The organism is Streptomyces hyderabadensis (genome assembly GCF_020404845.1).
Classification (GTDB): domain Bacteria; phylum Actinomycetota; class Actinomycetes; order Streptomycetales; family Streptomycetaceae; genus Streptomyces; species Streptomyces hyderabadensis.
This window is the reverse complement of the sequence record NZ_JAIOJZ010000013.1, coordinates 109,392-128,517: the sequence shown is the minus strand read 5'-3', so window position 1 is coordinate 128,517 and position 19,126 is coordinate 109,392. Positions and strand designations below refer to the sequence as shown.

Below are 19,126 nucleotides of genomic sequence, written 5' to 3'. Positions count from 1 at the left end.
TTGGAGCGCCCTGTATGGCCAGGTTAGGGGCGGAACGGACACGCTGTGTCGCGAATCACGAACTCAGCGTGGAGGTGAGGAAGGGTGCGGTCGACCGAGGAAGTCGTCGAATCCCTGCGTCAGGCCCTCGTGGGCGCCGGTGTCGTACTGCCGTCCCTGTGCGTCGATCCGGTGACCGGTGCGAGTGACGAGCCGTTCGCCCTGGTCGACCTGGGGCGGTGCAACGTACGGGTCGCGGAGCGGCTGGCGTCGGTGGTGCGGGGCGAGCGGCCGGCCGTCGGCACGCATGCCGTGGACGCGAGGGACGGGCGGGTGGGGGAGGTGATGGGGCACGTGGGCGGCAGGGTGCAGCTGCGGCCGGTCGCCGGGGGCCGGGAGTGGGACTGCCCGCGGGCGTCGGTGACCGTGGCGAAGCCGGAGGAGGTGCTGAAGGCGCGGCTGCGCAGGACGAATCACGAGAGCGTGCGGCCCTAGGGGCGGGTCAGGCGGGTGGCCAGTTGTGCAGGGCCGCGTCGGCCACCCGCTGGAGGTCTTCCCGGGCGGCGCCCCCGGTGGCCTGTACGGAGATGCCGTTGGCGAAGGTCATGAGGTAGCGGGCGACGTGCAGCGGGTCGGTGCCGGGTGGGAGGTCCCCGTCATCGACGGCCCGCGCGAACCGGTCGCGGAGTTGGGTGACGCCCCCTTCGCGCCAGTCGGCGAGCAGGTCACGGGCGGGGCGCCCCGTCTCCCCGGCGGCGAGGGAGCCCTGGACGCCCAGGCATCCGGCCGGGCAGTCGGGGCGGGTGCTGACCTCCACGGCGCCGCTCAGGAACGCGGTGGCCACTTCGCGGGCGGTGGGCTTGCGCACGGCGCGGGCGACGTAGGAGGCGGGGCCTTCCTCGTAGCGTTCGAGCGCCTTGCGGAACAGGTCCTCCTTGTTACCGAAGGCCGCGTACATGCTGGTGCGGGTGATGCCCATGGCGCTGGTGAGGTCGGTGAGGCTGGCGCCCTCGTAGCCCTGCTCCCAGAAGACCCGCATGGCCTTCTCCAGGGCCTCGTCGGCGTCGAAGCCCCTCGGCCGGCCGATCGGTCCCTTCCGTCGCGTCTCCATGGTCCTCAGTCTACGCCTTACGTATCGATCGGTACGGATGTGCTACGGTCGCTTTCAGTACCGATCGGTACTGAATATCATCGGAGGTCATTCACCATGGGACAGCTCGAAGGCAGGACCGCCGTCGTCACCGGCGGCGGCACCGGGATCGGTCTGGCCAGCGCGGTGCGGCTGGCGGACGAGGGTGCGCACGTGTTCATCACCGGGCGGCGCAAGGCGGCGCTGGACGCGGCCGTGGAGATCATCGGCGCGGAGCGGGTCACGGCGGTGGCCGGTGACGTCTCGGACCCGGCCGACGTGGACCGGCTCTACGAAGCGGTCCGTGCCCGCGGTCGGGGCCTCGACGTGGTCTTCGCCAACGCGGCGACCGCCGCGCTGGTGCCGCTGGAGGAGATCACCGAGGAGCAGATCGACGAGATCTTCGGCGTCAACGTGCGGGGCACGCTCTTCACCGTGCAGAAGGCGCTGCCGCTGCTCAACGACGGCGCCTCGGTGATCCTCAACGCCTCCACCGCCGCCGACAATGGCGCGGAGGCGTTCAGCCTGTACGCCGCTTCCAAGGCCGCCGTCCGGACCTTCGCGCGGGGCTGGGCCAACGAACTCAAGGGCCGCGGCGTCCGGGTCAACGCGATCTCCCCGGGCCCCGTCGACACCCCCGGGATCACCAACCTCTTCAACGGGTCGGACCTGCCCGCCGTCCACACCAAGCTCGCCGGGGACACCGCGATCGGGCGGATGGGGCGCCCCGAGGAGGTCGCCGCGGTGGTGGCCTTCCTCGCCTCGGACCAGAGCGGCTTCGTCCTCGGCGCCAACTGGTACGTCGACGGCGGCGAGAACCAGATCTGACCCGGTGGCGGGATCAGTCCCGGGCCGGTCCGTCCGGCGCCACGATGCGCTCGACCGCCGCCGTCACCAGCCGGTCGCGCTCCTCCTCGGTGAACACGTCCGGCAGGGTGAGCCGTTCGACGATCAGCCAGTTCAGGGCGAGCATGAGCAGCTTGACGGCCGTGGCGTCGCCGGGGAGGCCGGACGCCTCGTGGTGGGCGACGTTGGCGGCGACGTCCTCGCGGACGCGTTCGGTCAGCACCGCGCGCAGCTCGGGGCGCCGGGTGGCCTCCAGGCGCAGCTCCAGCAGGGCGAGGTAGCCGGTGCGGAACGAGGCGACGCGGTCGACCAGTTCGCGCATCAACTGCACGTAGGTGTCACGGTCGCGCGGGGCCGTGCGCTGGCGGGCGAGGGCGGCCTCGCCGGGGTGCAGGCGCTCGTAGACCCGGGCGCCCGCCTGGGTGAGCAGGTCGTCGCGGTTGGCGAAGTAGTTGGACGCGGTGCCGGGCGGGACGGCCGCCTCCGTGTCCACGGCCCGGAAGGTCAGGCCCCGGGCGCCCTGCGCGGCCAGCACCTCGATCGCGGCGTCGACGAGGGCCGCGCGCCGCTGGTCGTTCCGTCTCACCACGTCAGACGCCGCCCATCGGCTCGATGTCCACCCGTACCGGCGTGCCCCACACCCGCAGCACCTCGTAGTCCGTGAACTCGTGGACGAGGCGGTAGGCCATCGCGGCGTGCGGGCCGCGCAGTTGGGCGGCGATGTACAGCTCGGCCTCGCGCCGGTCGCGGCGCGGGGTGCCGCACAGCTGCCACGTCTGGCCGGTCCACTGCTCGGGCAGCCAGCGCTGCTGGGGCTGCGGCCGGTCGCCCCGTACGCCGTAGCGGGACTGGACCGGCTCGGCGGGCCGGGCCGGCAGCGGTCCGCCGCTGTACTCGGCGCGGCGGGCCGTGCGGCGGCGGGTCTCGCACAGCAGGCACAGGTCGGGCGCGGCCTGGTCGACCGGCCCGTTCGGGTGCTCCGGGCAGCGGGTGCTGGGGGCCGCCGTGGTGACGCTCTCCTCCAGCTGGTCCAGCGCACGCTTCAGGTCCGCGCGGACCTCGTGCAGCTTGGCCTGCGGGGTGTCGGCGGTCAGGGCCTCGCCGTGCTCACCGAGGAGGCGCAGGGCGCGGCCCAGGGCGGTCAGCTGGGCGTGGTTCATGTCCTTCAGAATCGCACACGGCGCGGACCGCCCCGGGCCCCCGGCCGGGCCCGGTGGCGGTGCGGCCGGTCACCCGAGCGCCGCCGCCAGCGCCGCCCGCAGATGACCGCCGGACTCCACCAGCAGCCGGGCGGCCGTCGGGCCGTCCACGTCGGCCAGCAGGACCAGGATCGCGTGCTTGACCTCGCCGTCGGTCGCCGCCAGGGCACGCTCGATGTCGTCGTCGGCGGCACCGGTGGCGAGCGCGACGATGCGGCGCGAGCGGGCCCGCAGCTTCTCGTTGGAGGCGCGCACGTCCACCATCAGGTTCCCGTACGTCTTGCCGAGCCGGATCATCGTGATCGTCGACAGCATGTTCAGGACCAGCTTCTGCGCCGTGCCCGCCTTCAGCCGCGTCGAGCCGGTGAGCAGCTCGGGCCCGGTGACCACCTCGATGCCGTGCTCGGCGGCGGCGGCCAGGGCGCTGCCCCGGTTGCAGGCGAGGCCGACGGTCAGGGCACCCAGCGAGCGTGCGTGCTCGACGGCACCGACGGCGTACGGGGTGCGCCCGGAGGCGGAGACGCCGACCACCGTGTCGTCGGCGGTCAGCGCGAGGGCGTCCAGGTCGGCGCGGGCCAGCTCGGGGGAGTCCTCGGCGCCCTCGACGGAGGTGACCATGGCGTCCGGGCCGCCCGCGATCAGGCCGACGACCTGCCCGGGCGCGGTGTTGAAGGTGGGCGGGCACTCGGAGGCGTCCAGCACGCCGAGCCGCCCCGCCGTACCGGCGCCCGCGTAGACCAGCCGCCCGCCGCGCGCCATCCGGGCGGCCACGGCGTCGATGGCGGCGGCGATCTCGGGCAGCCGCTCGGCCACGGCGGCGGCCACGGCGGCGTCCTCGCCGTTCATCAGGCGGGTGATGTCGAGCGTCGGCAACTGATCGATCTCGGCCAGCTCCGACCGGAACGCCTCGGTGGCCAAGGTCTCCAACTGGGAACGCAGATCGGGGTGATGGGGGGTGGAGGTCATGAGGGTATGGCTCTTTCCAGTGACTTGTAGATGCCGGGCAGTGCGAGGCTCCAAGGGGCGCGGGGAACTGCGCGACCAGCCACAACGGGCCCGCAGCCGCCCACGGCGATCACCTGCCGCGATCCGCGCGGAGCGCCCCGTGCCGATGCGCCAACGCCTCGTACGACGCCGCCAAGGCCGGCGCAGCCGACTCGTAGATCCGCTGCGCCACCCCCACGAACAGGCAGTCCACCACCAGCAGCTGGCTGGTCCGGGACGACATCGCCGCCGGCCGCAGCTCGCTCTCCCGGGCGGTGGACGTGGTCAGCACGTGGTCGGCGTACTGGGTGACGGAGCTGTCGGGGCGCCCGGTGACGGCGATGGTCGTCGCGCCGCGCTCGAAGGCGACCCGCAGCGGTTCGATGACGTCCCCGGTCGAGCCGGAGTGCGTGATCGCCACGGCCACGTCACCCGCGCGCAGCTGCACCGCGTTGGTGACGGCGAGGTGCGGGTCGCCCGGCGCGTGGGCTATGAGCCCTATGCGCAGCATCTTCTGGGTGAGATCCTGGGCGACCAGGTTGGAGGCGCCGATGCCGTACACGTCGGTGCGCCGGGCGGCGGCCAGTGCGGCGACGGCCGCGCCGAGCTGGACGGTGTCCAGACCGGCGGCCGTGTCCGCGAGGGTCTGCTGCTCGTCGTAGGCCAGCTTGGCGACCACGTCGGCGATCGGGTCGTCGACCGCGATGTCGGTGGTGATGGCGGGCGCGCGGCCGGACTGCTGCTGGGCGGCCAGCCCGGCGAGGGCGAGGCGCAGGTCCCGGTAGCCGGGGTAGCCGAGCAGCCGGGCGGTGCGTACGACGGTCGCCTCGCTGGTGCCGGTCAGCTCGGCCAGGCCGGTGACCGTGAGGGCGGCGCAGCCGGCCGGGTCGCCCGCGACGGCCTCGGCGACCCGCTGCATGGACCGGGTCATCGACGGGGCCAGGGTGCGGACCTTGGCCGCGAGGGCGGCGGGCGCGGGCGGTGCGCTTCCGCCGCCGGTGGCGCGGCGGCCCCCGGGGACGTGGGCGAAAGTTTCCTTCACTTCATCGGTCACTCATGAAAGATATTTTCGTTTCGGTCCGCGGGTCAAGAGTGCGCACAATGGGTGCATGAACCCCATCAGCCCCCTGGAGCAGGCGCTGCACGCCGCACGCGCCCTCGTGCTCGCCGACCTGGTGGCGGGCGAGGTCGCCGAACCGGACGTGGTCTCGCTGGTCGAGGAGTCCGTCGCGCAGCGGCGCTGGTGGGTCGAGCAGTGGCCGGAGGGCGCGGAGTTCGTGGCCGGGCTGGTCGCGCAGGACGTGCAGGACGCCCTGCTGGAGCGGTACGGCCGCTGGCCGCTGTGCCCGGTGTGCGGCTCCGGCGACCCGCACGCGCTGGACGTCGAGCCGGAGCTGGGGCCCGACCCGCACTGGGTGTGCGGCAAGGCGGGCGTGAAGGTCGCGGCGGTCGGCTCGCTGGGCGCGGCCACCGGCGGTGCCCCGTGAGGACCCACCGGTGACGCTCTACATCGACCCGCCGACCTGGCCGGGCCACGGCCGGCTCTGGTCCCACCTGGTCAGCGACGTCTCCTACGCCGAACTGCACGCCTTCGCCGAGGCCCTGGGCGTGCCGCGCCGCGCCTTCGAACGCGACCACTACGACCTGCCCGCCCACCGGTACGCCGACGCGGTGTCCGCCGGGGCGCTGGAGGTCAGCAGCCGCGAGGTGGTGCGGCTGCTGCACGCGGCGGGACTGCGCCGCCGCAAGGGGGCCTCCCGGTCCGCCGCCGCCCCGGGTGCTCAGCGGCGCAGCTCGTAGACGAACTGCCCGGCGCCCTCCGCGCCCGCCTCGCCCTCCGCTTCGTCCCCGGCGATCCGGGTGAACCCGGCACGGGCGATGACGGCCTGCGACGCGGTGTTCTCCGGCTCGGTCGTCGCGCGCACGGACGTGACCGCCTCCCGCCCCAGCGCCCACCCGGACAGCGCGCGCAGCCCCTCGGTCGCGTAGCCGTGGCCCCGGGCCGCCTCGACCAGGTCGTAGCCGATCTCCACCCGGCCCTTCTCGTCCGGCACCCCGTGGAAGCCGATGCCGCCGACCGCGCGGCCGTCCTCGCGCCGGACCAGGACGAAGACCCCCCACACCGGGCGGTGGACCCCCGTCTCGTAGGCCTTCACCAGCATTCCGGCGGCGTCTCGGGTGCCCTGGTAGGGCTCGCCCCCGGCCCATGCGAAGCCGCCGTCGCCGCCCGCGGCGAGGTCCATGGCGGCGGCGGGCGTGACGCCCTGGAGGGTGAGCCGTCCGGCCGGGATCACCAGGTTGTTGCGCCAGCGCCACTCGGTGACCGGGGCCCGGCCGGGCAGGTCGCCGCGGCCGGTGGCCCACAGCAGGGTGCGCCAGGGGTCGGTGTCGGGCCTCACGTGCGGGAAGAGCCGGGCGAGGAGGTCCGCGCACCGCTCGGCGGGCGGTTCGTAGGCCAGCCCGAGCCCTTCGGCGATGTCGTGCGTGTGCAGGAACACCTCGGTGATCCCCATCGCGGCGAAGCCCTCGCGGTCCGCGCTGCGGAAGGGGTACGGGTGGAAGGCCCGGACTTCGCGCGGGGTGGTGCGGAGGGTGGCGGCGAGCAGCGCGCCGGTCGTCTCGACGACGTGGAGGACGCCCTCGTTGTCGGCGGGATCCAAGCCGTCGTCGGTGCCGTCCAAGGTGATCTCGAAAGGCACGTACGCCTCGGTGGCGCGTCCGGCGAGCTGGCCGGCGTAGGCGATGAGGTCGCCCGCGATGTGCTCCGCCGTGTAGCGGCAGCTCCACTCCAGCCGTCCGGCCCGTGCCGCCTCCCAGTCCCGGTCCGTCGCCGTCCGCAGCAGCGCGACGGCGTCCGCCACGGCCTCTTCCACCTGTTCCCCGCCCAATGTCCGCATGCCGGGCAGGCTAGACGTCCGGGGTGTCGGGGAGCGACAGCATTTCCAGTTCGCCGGTGAGGTTGTGGCGGGCGGTCGCCTCCCACTCCCGTCGTCCGTGCGGGGTGTGGAACAGGGTGGGCAGGTCCAGAAGTTGGCGCAGGATCGCGGACCGGCCCTCGCGGAAGGCCTCGTTCGGCACGAAGTGGTACTCCTCGCGGACGGCCGCCGTGTACGCCGCGTACGCCGACGGCGGCGAGGCGAGCACCGCCAGGTCCGCGTCGCACAGCACCTGCCCGTCGCGGTCGTCCTCGGCCGGGGCGTGCGTGACGGTGAGCCGCACCAGCCGGGCCACCTCGGCGGTCTTCGCCGCCGACACCCCGGCCTCGGGCAGGGCGCGTTCGGCGAGCCGGGCCGAGCGCTCCTCGTTCTCGGACCGGTCCGGCCGGTAGACCGCGTCGTGGAACCACGCGGCGAGGCGCACCACGTCCACGTCGTCGGCGTGCTCGGCCAGGACGTCGACGTGGTCCAGGACCGCCGTGAGGTGCGCCAGGGTGTGGTAGCGCCGCTGGGGCTCCTGCCAGCGGGTCAGCAGGTCGTCGGCGTACAGTGCGGGGTCGGGGCCGGGGGCGGCGGTTCCGGGCGCGGCACCCGGGGCGGTGGCTCCCGCCAGGGTGCGGACGAAGCGGGAGCGCAGGGCGTCGAGGTCGGCCATGGGGCGCATTCTCCCAGATAATGTTCGTGATAACTTCTAACTGAAGTGCATACTTTCCCGGCGGGCGGGCCGGGCGGACCCGAAAGGCGGCGGCGGACCATGGCGGAGGCGCGCACCAGCACCCCGCGGGAGCGGTACCGCACCCAGGTGCGCGCGGAGATCAAGGAACACGCGTGGGAGCAGATCGCCACGGCGGGCGCCTCCGCGCTCTCCCTCAACGCGATCTCCAAGCGGATGGGCATGAGCGGACCCGCGCTCTACCGCTACTTCGACGGCCGCGACGAACTGATCACCGAACTCATCCGGGACGCCTACCGCAGCCAGGCCGACACCTTCCGGGCCGCCGCCGAGGCCGGTGCCGACCTGGCCGGACTCGCCCACGCCCTGCGCACCTGGGCCCTGGAGGACCCGCAGCGCTACTTCCTCATCTTCGGCACCCCCGTCCCCGGCTACCGGGCGCCCGACGACATCACCGAGATCGCCGCCGAGATCATGACGGTCATCGTCGACGCCTGTGCCGCGCTGCCGTCCGAACCGACGCCGGACGGCGCCGCCGAGGCGTTCGACACCCACCTGGAGACCCACCGGCAGTGGGCGCGCGACCACCCGGCGTCCCCCGCCGCCCTGCGCCGGGCCCTGTCCTTCTGGACCCGGATGCACGGCGTCCTGTCCCTGGAACTGGCGGGTCAGTTCACCGGTATGGGTTTCGACCCGGCTCTTCTCTACGCGGCCGAACTGGAAGGCCTGCTCGGGCCCTAACGTGGAGCCATGACGACTCCCGCAGACCTGCACGACGTACGCGACCCCGAACGGCCCGGCCGGCTGCTGACCCTCGAACGCGACGAGCTGGTGCCCCTGTTGCGCTCCCGCGCGGACGCCGATTTCGCGCTGCCGGTGGCCGCGTGTCCGGGCTGGACGGTGCGCGACGTGCTGGCGCACTGCTCCAGCGCCCTGATCCGGGTGGTGGAGCAGCGCTTCGAGAAGGGCGTCTTCTCGCCCGAGTCCAACGACCGCGACATCGCCGAACGCGCCGACTGGAGCAACGCCCGGATCGTCGACGAACTGGAACGCGGCATGACCGAGGCCGGCCCGGTGATCGCCCGGGCGGGCGGGGTGCTGGACCCCGTCGCACTGGGCGAGTGGGTGCACGGCGGTGACGTACGGGTGGCCTTCGGCGAGCCTGGGGCGTACGCGGGGCGCGGGCTGCCGGAGGCGCTCACGCTGCTCGGCACGATCACCCGGGCGCGCGGTCACGTGCCGCTCCACGCCGACCTGGACGACCTGGACGAGCCGCTGAAGCTGGGCGAGGCGAGCGGTGAGCGGCCGCCGGGCCGCTACATCGGCGACGGCCCCACCCTCGTACGGCTCTACGCGGGCCGCCCCCTGGACGGGGCGGCGGGGTACGAGCTGGCCGGGGTGGAGGCGAAGGAGCTGAACATCTTCGGCGGCTGAGCGGCGACGCGGGGACCCGGGCCTGCCGTCGGGCGCGTAGTCTTGGATTGGACTAGACCTGTAGCAGGCCGACGAATGGGGTCCCATGAGCAAGCGTGCAGTCCTGGAGGTGATCGCCCTCGACGTCGAGGACGCGGTCGCCGCCCAGGCCGGAGGCGCGGATCGCCTCGAACTGGTCACCGACATGGCGGCCGACGGACTCACCCCGTCGGCCGCCACCGTCGCCGCGATCCGTGCCGCCGTCGACATCGACGTACGGGTGATGCTGCGGCTCGCGGACGGGTTCGCCGCCGGTGACGTCGAGCGTCTGGCACGCGTCGCCGACGAGATGCGGGAGGCCGGGGCCACGCAGTTCGTGCTGGGGTTCCTCGACGCGGAGGGCGACGTGGACCTCGGCGCGGTGGAGCGGATCGCCGAGGTGCTGGACGGATGCCGGTGGACCTTCCACCGCGCGATCGACCGCGCCGCGAACCGGGACGCGCTGCGCAAGCAGCTCGCGGACTTCCCGGGCCTGGACACCTACCTGACGGCCGGGGCGGCCGGTGGCGTGGACGACGGCCTGACCGTGCTGGTCGCGGAGGCGCGGCGGCGGGGGGAGCCGGGGTACGAGCAGCAGCTGCTGGTCGGCGGCGGGCTGCGGCTGGACCACGTACCGGGGCTGCTGGACGCGGGGATCGACGGGTTCCACATCGGCGGGGCGGCGAGGCCCTCCGGGTGGGCGGGACCGGTGACGGCGGACGCGGTGCTGGAGTGGCGGCGGGTTCTGGGGGAGTAACAGCCCTGTCAGCTGCGGGCAGTCGTGCCGCTGGGGCGGCACGGGTGGGCGCAGCGGCACCCGCCAGCGCCGGTCGGCGACACCGCACGTACCTCAGCGCACGACTGCCCGCAACTAAGTGAGCTGCGGCGGCAGGTCCGTCGCGTGGGTGACGATGAGGCCCGAGACCGCTCGGGTCAGGGCCACGTACAGGCGGCGCAGTCCCGTCCGTTCGTCCGGCTCGCCGTCGACCACCGCCCGCGGCTCGTCCAGGACCACGTAGTCGTACTCCAGGCCCTTGGCCAGCGAGGCCGGGACCAGGGTGAGGCGGGTGGCGTGGGTGGTCTCCTCGCCGGGGCCCACGTGGCCGATCCCGGCCGCCGCCAGGGCCTTTGCCAGCTGAGGCACCCGCGCGTCCGCGGCGATCAGGCCGACCGAACCCTCCCGCTCCAGCAGCTCACGGCAGGCCGCCACCACGTCGGCCGCCCCGCCCGGGGCCGTACGGATGTCGAAGAAGCCCGGGTTCTCGCGGATCGACGCCACCGGCGTCAGCCCCGGCGCGATGTGCGGCAGCAGTCGCGACGCGTACGCGATGACGTCCGTCGGCACACGGAAACCGGCGGTCAGCTCCTCGACCACCGCCTCGCCCTTGCCCAGGTGCCCCAGCGCCTCCGCCCAGCTCCGGGTCGCCCACGGCGTGGTGCCCTGCGCCAGGTCGCCGAGGACGGTCGCCGAGCCGGTGGTGCAGCGCCGGCCCACCGCGCGGTACTGCATGGGGGACAGGTCCTGCGCCTCGTCGAGGACCACGTGCCCGAGGGAGTGGGTGCGCTCGATCAGGTCGGTCGCCTCGTCGATCAGCACGGCGTCGGCCGGTGACCACCTGGCCGACTTCACCGAGCGGGCCGGCTTCGCCCACAGCACCGCCTTCTGCTCCTCCTCGGTGAGGATCCCCGCGGCGTGCTCGGCGAGGAAGTCCGCGTCGGTGAGCAGCCGCAGCACCAGCTTCGCCGGGTCGACCTGCGGCCAGACCGACTTCACCAGCGCCTTCACGGCCGCGTTGCGCGCCACCGCGTTCTGCACCCGGTCGTCCGGCGCCTCGCCGGCCCGCTCCATCTGCACCAGCACGGCGTGCGCGATCCGCTGCGGCAGCGCCTCGCGGGCGGCGCCGTAGCGGATGTCCCGGGCGAGCAGCTCGCGGACGATCTCCTCCAGCTCGTACACCGGCACCCGCCAGCGGCGCGAGCCGCGCACCACGACGACGCCCTCGGCGGGCGGGGTGACGTGGGAGTAGAGGGCCCGGCGCAGCACCTCCGCCATCCGGGCGTCGCCCTTGACCACCGCCGTCGCCGCCTCGTCCGTGCCGCGCACCTCGACGTGGGCCACCAGGTCGTCGACGGTGGCCTGGCGGACCGTCAGCTCGCCGAGCGCCGGGAGCACCTGCTCGATGTAGTGCAGGAAGGACCGGTTGGGGCCGATGACCAGCGTGCCGGTGCGGGCCAGCCGCTCGCGGTGCGCGTACAGGAGGTAGGCCACCCGGTGCAGGCCGACGGCGGTCTTCCCGGTGCCGGGGCCGCCCTGCACGCAGACCGAGCCTGCCAGCCCGGCGCGCACGATCTCGTCCTGCTCGGGCTGGATCGTCGCCACGATGTCCCGCATCGGCCCGACGCGGGGCCGCTCGATCTCCTGCTGGAGCAGCCTGCTGGTGGTCGCCGCCTCGGCCGGGTCGAGCAGGTGCTCGTCCTCGTACGCGGTCAGGTCACCGCCGGTGTAGCCGAAGCGGCGGCGCAGCGAGACGTCCTGCGGGTCCTTCTTCGACGCCCGGTAGAACGGCTGGGAGACCGGCGCCCGCCAGTCGATCACCATCGGGTCGCCGTCCGCGTCGTGCACGTGCCGCCGCCCCACGTAGAACCGCTCGCCCTCCCCGCCCTCGGCCTGCTCGGCGCCGGGGGCGTGCAGGTAGTCGAGCCGGCCGAAGAACAGCGGGGTCTCGCTGAGGTCGGCGAGCGCCTTGATGCGCTGCTCGATCTGCGCCTCCAGGACGGCGGCGTTGACCCAGTTCGCCGTCACGTCGGTGATGTCGAGGGACTCCACGTCCTCGCGCATGGCGCGCAGCGCGGAACGGGACGCGGCGAGGTGGGAGCGCTCTTTGGAGAGGGAGTCGTCGTGGACGGGCGTGGACAAGGGGGTGCCTCCGGATGACCTGCGGTACGACCTGCGGTGTGGTGGGCGCGGTTTGCGCGCGGGGAACCGGCCGGTTTCCGTCCGGTCGGCGGCGCTCCGTGGGGAGGCGGGCAAGAGCGGAGATTGTAGGGGAGCGGGCGCGGCACGGGCCAACCGTTTTTCCCCGCCCCGTGGGCGACCCCTAGGGGATCACGTCATCCGCGCTGGGGGATGCGCTCCCTCCAGGGTCGTAGTGGAGGCGGGGCGGGGTTGGGTCCGTAGACCGATGCCGGTCGGGGGGCGGCAGTCGCACCATGGAGACATGAGCGCAGCAACCATCTCCCCCGCCCCGGCACCGGGCCGCGCGTCCGGTGCCACGCCCGTGGCCGGCAGCCACCGGCACCGGCTCGGCGACGCCGTGCGCGCCGTGCGGGTGTTCGCGGGCGCCGCCTTCGACGTCGTCATCCTCGGCGAGTACGGCGAGGAGGCCGGCGTCCGCCGTCGCTGAGACCGGCGGTCTCAGCCCTCCTCCGCCAGTACCTCGTCCGCGTCCATGATCCGGTAGGCGTAGCCCTGTTCCGCCAGGAAGCGCTGGCGGTGGGCGGCGAAGTCCTGGTCCAGGGTGTCGCGGGCGACGACCGAGTAGAAGTGCGCCTGGTGGCCGTCGGCCTTGGGCCGCAGCACCCGGCCGAGCCGCTGGGCCTCCTCCTGCCGGGACCCGAAGGTGCCCGACACCTGGATGGCGACCGTCGCCTCCGGCAGGTCGATCGAGAAGTTCGCGACCTTCGACACGACCAGCACGCTGATCTCGCCCTGCCGGAAGGACTCGAAGAGCTTCTCCCGCTGGGCGTTGGACGTCTCGCCCTTGATGACCGGCGCGCCCAGGTGCTCGCCCAGTTCGTCGAGCTGGTCGATGTACTGGCCGATGACGAGGATCTGCTGCCCGGCGAACCGCCGCACGATCGCCTCCGTCACCTTCCGCTTGGTGTCGGTCGTCGCGCAGAAGCGGTACTTCTCCTCCGTCTCGGCGGTGGCGTACGCGAGCCGCTCGGAGTCGGTGAGGTTGACCCGGACCTCGACGCAGTCGGCGGGCGCGATGTAGCCCTGCGCCTCGATCTCCTTCCACGGCGCGTCGAACCGCTTCGGCCCGATGAGGGAGAACACGTCCGACTCGCGGCCGTCCTCGCGGACGAGCGTCGCGGTCAGGCCGAGACGGCGGCGCGCCTGGAGATCCGCCGTGAACTTGAAGACCGGCGCGGGCAGCAGGTGCACCTCGTCGTAGACGATCAGGCCCCAGTCCCGGGAGTCGAACAGCTCCAGGTGCGGGTAGACGCCCTTCCGCCGGGTCGTCAGCACCTGGTACGTGGCGATGGTGACCGGCCGGATCTCCTTGCGGGTGCCGCTGTACTCGCCGATCTCGTCCTCGGTCAGCGAGGTGCGCTTCACCAGCTCGTGCTTCCACTGCCGGGCGGAGACGGTGTTGGTGACCAGGATCAGCGTCGTCGACCTGGCCTGCGCCATCGCACCGGCCCCGACCAGCGTCTTGCCCGCGCCGCAGGGGAGCACGACGACGCCGCTGCCGCCGTGCCAGAAGTTCTCCACCGCCTGCTTCTGGTACGGGCGCAGCGCCCACCCGTCCTCGGCCAGCTCGATCGGGTGCGCCTCGCCGTCGACGTACCCGGCGAGGTCCTCGGCGGGCCAGCCCAGCTTCAGCAGCGTCTGCTTGATCTGCCCGCGCTCGGAGGGGTGCACGGCCACCGTGTCGGGGTCGATGCGGGCGCCGACCAGGGGCGCGATCCGCTTCGACTTCAGCACCTCCTCAAGGACCGGCCGGTCGGTGGTCGTCAGCACCAGGCCGTGCGCCGGGTGCTTGGAGAGGGTGAGGCGGCCGTAGCGGTCCATCGTCTCGGCGATGTCGACCAGCAGCGCGTGCGGCACCGGGTAGCGGCTGTACTCGACCAGCGCGTCCACGACCTGCTCGGCGTCGTGGCCCGCCGCCCGCGCGTTCCACAGGCCCAGCGGGGTGACCCGGTAGGTGTGGATGTGCTCCGGCGCCCGCTCCAGCTCCGCGAACGGCGCGATGGCCCGACGGCAGTCGGCGGCCTGCTCGTGGTCGACTTCGAGGAGCAGGGTCTTGTCGGACTGGACGATCAGCGGACCATTCACGGGCGGCACCCTTTCGCGTGCGTACGGCCGGACGACGGCTCGGCCAAACGTCCAGTGTGCCTGATCGCGGCGCGGGGCCTACCCGAGAGCGATGCTGATGTTGTTGATGAGCGGGCCCTCCACCGCGCCGGCCTTGGGCGCGAGGGCCCCGAACAGCGCCGCGGCGGTGATCAGGGCGGCGACGGAGACGGCGACGGCGGAGCGAGCGGTGGAACGGTCGGGACCGGGGGCGGGGGGCTTGCTGTGCATGGGGGGCCTCTCGGAGTCTTGGGGGGCGGCGGCGGGCCGGGCCCGGAAGGGCTGGGGGTCCGGCCCGCCAGAGGGATGCGGAAGGGGGACGGTCAGAGGGTGACGCCTCCGCCGAGGTCGATGCCGACGGCGGCGGCCTCCGCGGCGAACGCGGCGACCAGCGCCGCGGTGGAGGCCAGGACGGTGGCGACGCGGCGAACGGCAGTACGCATCGGGTTCTTCCTTTCGGTTGGTTTGCTGGGCACCCGGTGGCTGCCCGACCGCCCGTGACCCGATGCGGTTTATGAAAAAAGCTCCCTCGCAGGTGCGAATCACCCGGCGTGGCGTGCATGAACCACGGCGTTCACCCGAAAGTGCGCCGCGCGTCGTGCCCGTCGTACGCCGGATCAGCCCGCGTCGTCGGCCAGCTCGGCCACGCCCGTGACCCGGTGCAGCGGATAGGTGCGCACCTCGTCCGCCGTGTGGTCGTACGCCGTGACGAAGCCGCCCTCGACCCGGATCGGGGCGATCACGCGCTGGCTTGCGGCGCCCTCGGCGTTCACGTAGCCGATCCACAGCGCCTCGCCGGTCAGCACCGCGGCCTGCATCGTGGCCAGCGTCTCGGCGGCGCCGGTGCGGGGCAGCGTGCCGCCCGGCGCCCCGGCCCCGTCGCCGTCCGCCCCGCTCCCGGGGCCGCCGGGGCCCGGCTTGCGCGGGGTCGTGGCGGCCAGGTCACCGGCCCGCACGGCGCGGATCGCCGCCGCCAGAAGCGTGTCGTCGGGCGCCGGCGGACCGTCCGGGACCGGCTCGGGGGCGGCCCTCGGCGGGGTGCGGTGGGAGTCCGCGCGGGCGATCAGCACGTCCCCCGCGGCGGACTCGGCGGCCGGCGCGAACCCGATCGCGCGCAGCCCTTCGAGCAGCGCCGCCGGATCGGCCTGCGCGGCCAGCACGGTGGGCGCGAGACGGCGCAGGCCGAGGGCGGCGGCCCGCTTGTCGGCCAGGATCTCGTCCAGCGTCGCGTCGTCGTCGCAGCGCACGTACGCCGAGGCCGCGCCCACCCGCAGCCGCCCGTGCCGCCGGGCCACGTCGTCGATCAGGTACGTCAGGGGCTGCGGCACCGGCGTACGGGAGTGCCGGGCGAGGAAGGCGTGCAGGTCGGCGGCGCTCCGCCCGGCGTCCAGCGCACGGCGTACCGAACCCGGCGTGAACCGGTAGACGGTCGCCCCGCCCTTGGACTCCACGTCGGCGAGCACCCCCAGCACGTCGGCCAGCTCCCGCTCCAGCGGGCCCGGCGCCACCGCCGTCAGGTCGGCCTGGAGCAGCACGTGGTCCAGCGGTTCGGGGAAGAGCGGGGCCAGCAGCCGGGCGGCGGTCGCGGTGGCCGCGGCCCGTTCGGCCGGGGTCGGGGCGACGAGCACCGGGGGCGTGCGGTGGTGGTGGACGGGGAGTTTGGCCCCCGGGCCCTCGGGCTCCGCCTCCCGCTCCGCCGGGCGGGGTGCCTCGGGGGCGCCGATCAGGGCCCGTCCCGGCGCCGCGAGGGCGCCGCGTCCGGTGACGCCCAGCAGCTCGGCCTCGGACAGCGTCCACCGGGCGATCCGGCTGCGGAGGTCGTCGTCCCGCGCCTCGCCGGTCCCGGTCTCCCGCTGCTGCTGCGCACCGCGCAGCGGGCGCTCCCAGCGCAGCCGGGCCAGCAGTGACCCCTCGACGGGCGAGGCGCCCTCGGGCAGCCCCGCCAGCAGGGCCAGCACCCGGTGCCGCACCTCCGGCGCCGCCGAACGGTCCAGGTTCGGGCCCAGCGCGGAGAGCGTGCGGTCCTTCGCGTCCCGCCCGCCGACCACGCCCGGCGTCCGGGTGGCCGTCAGCCACGCCCCGGCCAGCCGCGCCCAGCGCTCGGCGGGCGGCAGCTCGCGCCACTCGTCGTACGCCGGGGTCGCCGCGTACCGCTCGTCGGCCTCGCCGTCGGAGGCGATCAGCCCGGCGCCGTAGGCCAGTTCGAGCCAGAAGGCGGCGACCGGCTCGGACACGTCCAGGGCGACGGCGGTCCGCTTCAGGTCGCGCACGCTCAGCCCGCCGGCCCGCAGCACCGAGGGGCCGCCCTCGTCCCACTCCTTCAGCAGCTCCTCGACCGTCGCCAGCGCCGCCAGGGCCTGCCCGGCCGCGGTGGCGTCCACAACCTGTGGACGGTGGGTCGCGGCGGCCTCCACCGGCGGCGGCACCGGCTCGGGCACGCGGTGCGCCCGGCCCGCGCGCAGGTGCAGGGCGACCTCGCGGGGCAGCACGACCGTGCCGGGCGCGGTCGGCAGCAGCAGACCGCGGTCCAGGAGTGCGCGCAGGTGGGCGGCGGGGTCGTGGGTGACCTGGCCGTACGGCGGCCCCCACACCAGCCGGTCCAGCACCTCCCGGGACTCCGCCGGGAGCCCGGCCAGCAGTGCGGCCGTCCGCCGCCGGTCGGCGAACAGCGCGCCGAGCGCGGCCACGGCGGAGACCGAGTCGTGGGTCGAGGGCAGTCCGACGGCGGCGAGGATCTCCTGGATCCGGCCCGGGGACATGCCCGCCGTCGCCTCCCGCACGGTGGGCCCGAGCCCGGTCGGGGACGGGTGCTGCGGGGAGGGCGCGAGCAGCTCACGGGCGGTGCGCACCAGCCGCAGCCGGTCGTCGGCGCCCCACACCAGCGCCTGTTCGCGCAGCAGGGCGACGGCCCGGGGGAGCGCGGCGGCGACCGCCGGGTCCTCCTCGTCGCCGCCCATCAGGGCGAGCAGTTCGCCGTACGACGCCGGGTCCGGTGCCACGGCCAGCGCTTCGGCCGTCTGCAGCGCGAACCGGTCAAGACGCTCCAGGGCGCGCACCACGGAGGCGCGGGTGCCGGCCCGGGTGGCGAGCTGGGTGAGGTCGGTCGGCACGGGGGTGATGAGGTCGGGACGGCTGCGCAGGAGGGCGGCCAGCGAGACGTCGTCCCTGACGCGGAGCGCCTCCGCGAGGGACCGGGGGGCCGCGGACTTCTCCTCGGTGCTCATCCGGTCCACGTTAGCGGGTGGGCCGGACGGCGGGGGTGTGCGTGCGAGGGTGCGGTGCCGTCGGCCGGGCGGGGAGGATTCGGTACCTTCGTCCCACGGGGTACGACAGAGCACGACGGCGTACCACAACGCACCGCCCCGGAGGGGAACGTGGGGATCGAGAGCGACCAGGTCGTCTTCGAGTATCTGAGCCGCGTCGGCGACGTGGCGCAGCAGCGGCAGCTGCCGTCGGCTACCCGGATGCGCCTGGTGTCGGAGCTGCGCAACGAGATCGACCGGCACCGGGCGAAGACCACCGTGGACAGCCCCGCCGCGGTCCGCCGCATCCTGGACCGGCTCGGCGACCCCGACGACATCGTCACCGCGGCGGGCGGCACGAGCGGGGTGCGGCAGCAGGCGGCGGCGCCGTCGCCCACCGCCGTGCCCGAGCAGCGGGACACCGGGCCCCGCGACGACGGGCCCCGCGACGACGCCGGACCCCGCGGCGCCGAGCGGCGCAGGGGCCGTCGGCGCCCCGCCCCCGAGCCCCCGGCCGCGCCCGCGGCCGCCGCCCCGCCCCACCTCGCGGACGCGCGGGAACTGGGGGACGTCGGCGACGGGCAGCCGGACTGGTGGCGCGTCGAGGACGGCCCCTTCGCCGGGGGGAGCCTCGGCGACAGCGTGCCCGGGTTCGTCGGCGGCGTCGAGATCCCGGAGCTGCTCAGGCGGCCACCGGGACCGCAGGACGCGGCGGAGGAGCCGGACACCGCCACCGAGCAGGCCCCCGGTGCCGTGGCGCCGGCCGAGGCCGACGACCCGGCGGCCGGGGCGGCGGGGAAGGACAAGGCCCGCCGCCTGCCCCGCCTGTGGCCCGAGGGCGGCTGGAACAACCCCCTCCTGCTGCTCGCGGCGGCCCTGCTGATCGCCGGTGCCGTGCTCGGCAGCCTCGTCCCGCTGGGCCTCGGCTGGCTGATCGCCTACCTCTCCCGCCGGCTGACCCCGGCCCAGGCGAAGTGGGCCGTCCTGGGCCTGCCCGGCACGGTCGCCGCCGCGGGCGTCGTCTGGCTGTGGGGCCGCACCGAGGGCCGCTGGGGCGACCCGGTCGCCGAGGGCCGCATGAGCGACGCGATCGCCGACACCTGGCCCTGGGTCCTGCGCACCGCCGCCGTCGCCACCGCCCTCTACCTCCTCTGGCGCTCCCGCCGCCCCCGCACCTGACCGGTCCGCCCGGCCGGGTTCCGGTGCTCGCCGCAGTGCCAAACCGCGCGAGCGCGGACGGCCCCCCGGGCGGAGCACGGCCCGCGTCCGCGAGGCGACCGCCCAGGACCGCCCCCCTCCCGCACGACCGCCCGGTCCGCCGCCCGGGCCCCGCCGCGCATCGCGGGTGGCGCTGAGGCGGTCGGCGGGGGGCGCTCCCCCCGGTGGGCGAGGCGGCCGTCCGGAGTCGCCGTCTCCGTCGCGGCTGACCGGTCCGCCGCGCGGGGGCGCCTGCCCTGCGGCCGTCTGGGCTCGTCGGCGCCTCGTACGGCTGACGGGTCCGTCGCCCGGGCCCCGCCGCGCATCGCGGGTGGCGCTGAGGCGGTCGGCGGGGGGCGCTCCCCCCGTGGGCGAGGCGGCCGTCCGGAGTCGCCGTCTCCGTCGCGGC

At 74.8% G+C, this 19,126-nt stretch carries 20 protein-coding genes; 9 read left to right on the top strand and 11 right to left on the bottom strand.

Annotated features, from left to right (window positions below):
• Positions 1-84 precede the first annotated feature (84 nt).
• On the top strand, positions 85-474 hold the full coding sequence (locus K7854_RS12985) for a hypothetical protein (RefSeq protein WP_226026602.1): 390 nt from the start codon (positions 85-87) through the stop codon (positions 472-474).
• Positions 475-481: 7 nt separating this feature from the next.
• Here the strand turns inward: K7854_RS12985 and K7854_RS12980 are convergent, their stop codons facing one another.
• Positions 482-1,090, bottom strand: a complete 609-nt coding sequence (locus tag K7854_RS12980; RefSeq protein ID WP_226026601.1) for a TetR/AcrR family transcriptional regulator — start codon at positions 1,088-1,090, stop codon at positions 482-484.
• 96 nt (positions 1,091-1,186) lie between these two features.
• Between K7854_RS12980 and K7854_RS12975 the strand changes: the two genes are divergently transcribed.
• Entirely contained in the window at positions 1,187-1,936 is a 750-nt protein-coding gene (locus K7854_RS12975) for an SDR family NAD(P)-dependent oxidoreductase (RefSeq protein ID WP_226026600.1), read from the top strand.
• 13 nt (positions 1,937-1,949) lie between these two features.
• Here the strand turns inward: K7854_RS12975 and K7854_RS12970 are convergent, their stop codons facing one another.
• From K7854_RS12970 to K7854_RS12955, 4 genes are all read right to left on the bottom strand, one after another.
• Positions 1,950-2,543, bottom strand: coding sequence for a TetR/AcrR family transcriptional regulator (locus K7854_RS12970; RefSeq protein ID WP_226026599.1), 594 nt, complete (start codon positions 2,541-2,543; stop codon positions 1,950-1,952).
• Between the two features lies 1 nt (position 2,544).
• Complete coding sequence (locus K7854_RS12965; protein ID WP_226026598.1) at positions 2,545-3,114, bottom strand: hypothetical protein; 570 nt, start codon at positions 3,112-3,114, stop codon at positions 2,545-2,547.
• A 69-nt stretch (positions 3,115-3,183) separates the two neighbouring features.
• Complete coding sequence (gene murQ, locus K7854_RS12960) at positions 3,184-4,119, bottom strand: N-acetylmuramic acid 6-phosphate etherase (RefSeq protein ID WP_226026597.1); 936 nt, start codon at positions 4,117-4,119, stop codon at positions 3,184-3,186.
• Positions 4,120-4,228: 109 nt separating this feature from the next.
• Positions 4,229-5,191, bottom strand: a complete 963-nt coding sequence (locus K7854_RS12955; RefSeq protein ID WP_372481027.1) for a MurR/RpiR family transcriptional regulator — start codon at positions 5,189-5,191, stop codon at positions 4,229-4,231.
• 55 nt (positions 5,192-5,246) lie between these two features.
• Here K7854_RS12955 and K7854_RS12950 point away from each other — a divergent pair, with 55 nt between their 5' ends.
• Together K7854_RS12950 and K7854_RS12945 are read left to right on the top strand one after the other, a co-directional pair.
• On the top strand, positions 5,247-5,624 hold the full coding sequence (locus K7854_RS12950; RefSeq protein WP_226026596.1) for a DUF8819 family protein: 378 nt from the start codon (positions 5,247-5,249) through the stop codon (positions 5,622-5,624).
• A gap of 10 nt (positions 5,625-5,634) precedes the next feature.
• Positions 5,635-5,937 carry a DUF4031 domain-containing protein gene (locus K7854_RS12945; RefSeq protein ID WP_226026595.1) on the top strand — a complete coding sequence of 101 codons (303 nt, stop codon included), beginning with the start codon at positions 5,635-5,637 and terminating at the stop codon, positions 5,935-5,937.
• Here K7854_RS12945 and K7854_RS12940 read toward each other — a convergent pair.
• Both K7854_RS12940 and K7854_RS12935 read right to left on the bottom strand, forming a co-directional pair.
• Complete coding sequence (locus K7854_RS12940) at positions 5,919-7,034, bottom strand: GNAT family N-acetyltransferase (protein WP_226026594.1); 1,116 nt, start codon at positions 7,032-7,034, stop codon at positions 5,919-5,921. The two genes, K7854_RS12945 and K7854_RS12940, sit on opposite strands and share 19 nt — an antisense overlap.
• Before the next feature lie 10 nt (positions 7,035-7,044).
• Complete coding sequence (locus K7854_RS12935; RefSeq protein WP_226026593.1) at positions 7,045-7,728, bottom strand: HD domain-containing protein; 684 nt, start codon at positions 7,726-7,728, stop codon at positions 7,045-7,047.
• A 99-nt stretch (positions 7,729-7,827) separates the two neighbouring features.
• Here K7854_RS12935 and K7854_RS12930 point away from each other — a divergent pair, with 99 nt between their 5' ends.
• The 3 genes from K7854_RS12930 to K7854_RS12920 all read left to right on the top strand — a co-directional run bounded on the left by K7854_RS12930 (position 7,828) and on the right by K7854_RS12920 (position 9,955).
• Entirely contained in the window at positions 7,828-8,487 is a 660-nt protein-coding gene (locus K7854_RS12930) for a TetR/AcrR family transcriptional regulator (protein ID WP_226026592.1), read from the top strand.
• A 9-nt stretch (positions 8,488-8,496) separates the two neighbouring features.
• Entirely contained in the window at positions 8,497-9,180 is a 684-nt protein-coding gene (locus K7854_RS12925) for a maleylpyruvate isomerase family mycothiol-dependent enzyme (protein ID WP_226026591.1), read from the top strand.
• A gap of 85 nt (positions 9,181-9,265) precedes the next feature.
• Positions 9,266-9,955 (top strand): copper homeostasis protein CutC, encoded by a 690-nt coding sequence (locus K7854_RS12920; RefSeq protein WP_226026590.1) that lies wholly within the window; start codon positions 9,266-9,268, stop codon positions 9,953-9,955.
• A 114-nt stretch (positions 9,956-10,069) separates the two neighbouring features.
• Here the strand turns inward: K7854_RS12920 and K7854_RS12915 are convergent, their stop codons facing one another.
• Positions 10,070-12,115, bottom strand: a complete 2,046-nt coding sequence (locus K7854_RS12915) for a HelD family protein (protein ID WP_226026589.1) — start codon at positions 12,113-12,115, stop codon at positions 10,070-10,072.
• 301 nt (positions 12,116-12,416) lie between these two features.
• On the opposite strand from K7854_RS12915, the gene K7854_RS12910 reads away from it, so the two are divergent.
• Positions 12,417-12,602 carry a hypothetical protein gene (locus K7854_RS12910; RefSeq protein WP_007390268.1) on the top strand — a complete coding sequence of 62 codons (186 nt, stop codon included), beginning with the start codon at positions 12,417-12,419 and terminating at the stop codon, positions 12,600-12,602.
• An 11-nt stretch (positions 12,603-12,613) separates the two neighbouring features.
• On the opposite strand, the gene K7854_RS12905 is transcribed toward K7854_RS12910, so the two are convergent.
• From K7854_RS12905 to K7854_RS12895, 3 genes are all read right to left on the bottom strand, one after another.
• A complete protein-coding gene (locus K7854_RS12905) occupies positions 12,614-14,260 on the bottom strand; it encodes a DNA repair helicase XPB (RefSeq protein ID WP_226026588.1) in 1,647 nt (548 codons plus the stop codon).
• Positions 14,261-14,338: 78 nt separating this feature from the next.
• Positions 14,339-14,509: a hypothetical protein gene (locus K7854_RS12900; protein ID WP_226026587.1), complete on the bottom strand. Its 171-nt coding sequence runs from the start codon at positions 14,507-14,509 to the stop codon at positions 14,339-14,341.
• A gap of 386 nt (positions 14,510-14,895) precedes the next feature.
• Positions 14,896-17,502 (bottom strand): helicase-associated domain-containing protein, encoded by a 2,607-nt coding sequence (locus K7854_RS12895; protein WP_226026586.1) that lies wholly within the window; start codon positions 17,500-17,502, stop codon positions 14,896-14,898.
• A 150-nt stretch (positions 17,503-17,652) separates the two neighbouring features.
• Here K7854_RS12895 and K7854_RS12890 point away from each other — a divergent pair, with 150 nt between their 5' ends.
• Entirely contained in the window at positions 17,653-18,699 is a 1,047-nt protein-coding gene (locus K7854_RS12890; RefSeq protein ID WP_226026585.1) for a hypothetical protein, read from the top strand.
• Positions 18,700-19,126 lie beyond the last annotated feature (427 nt).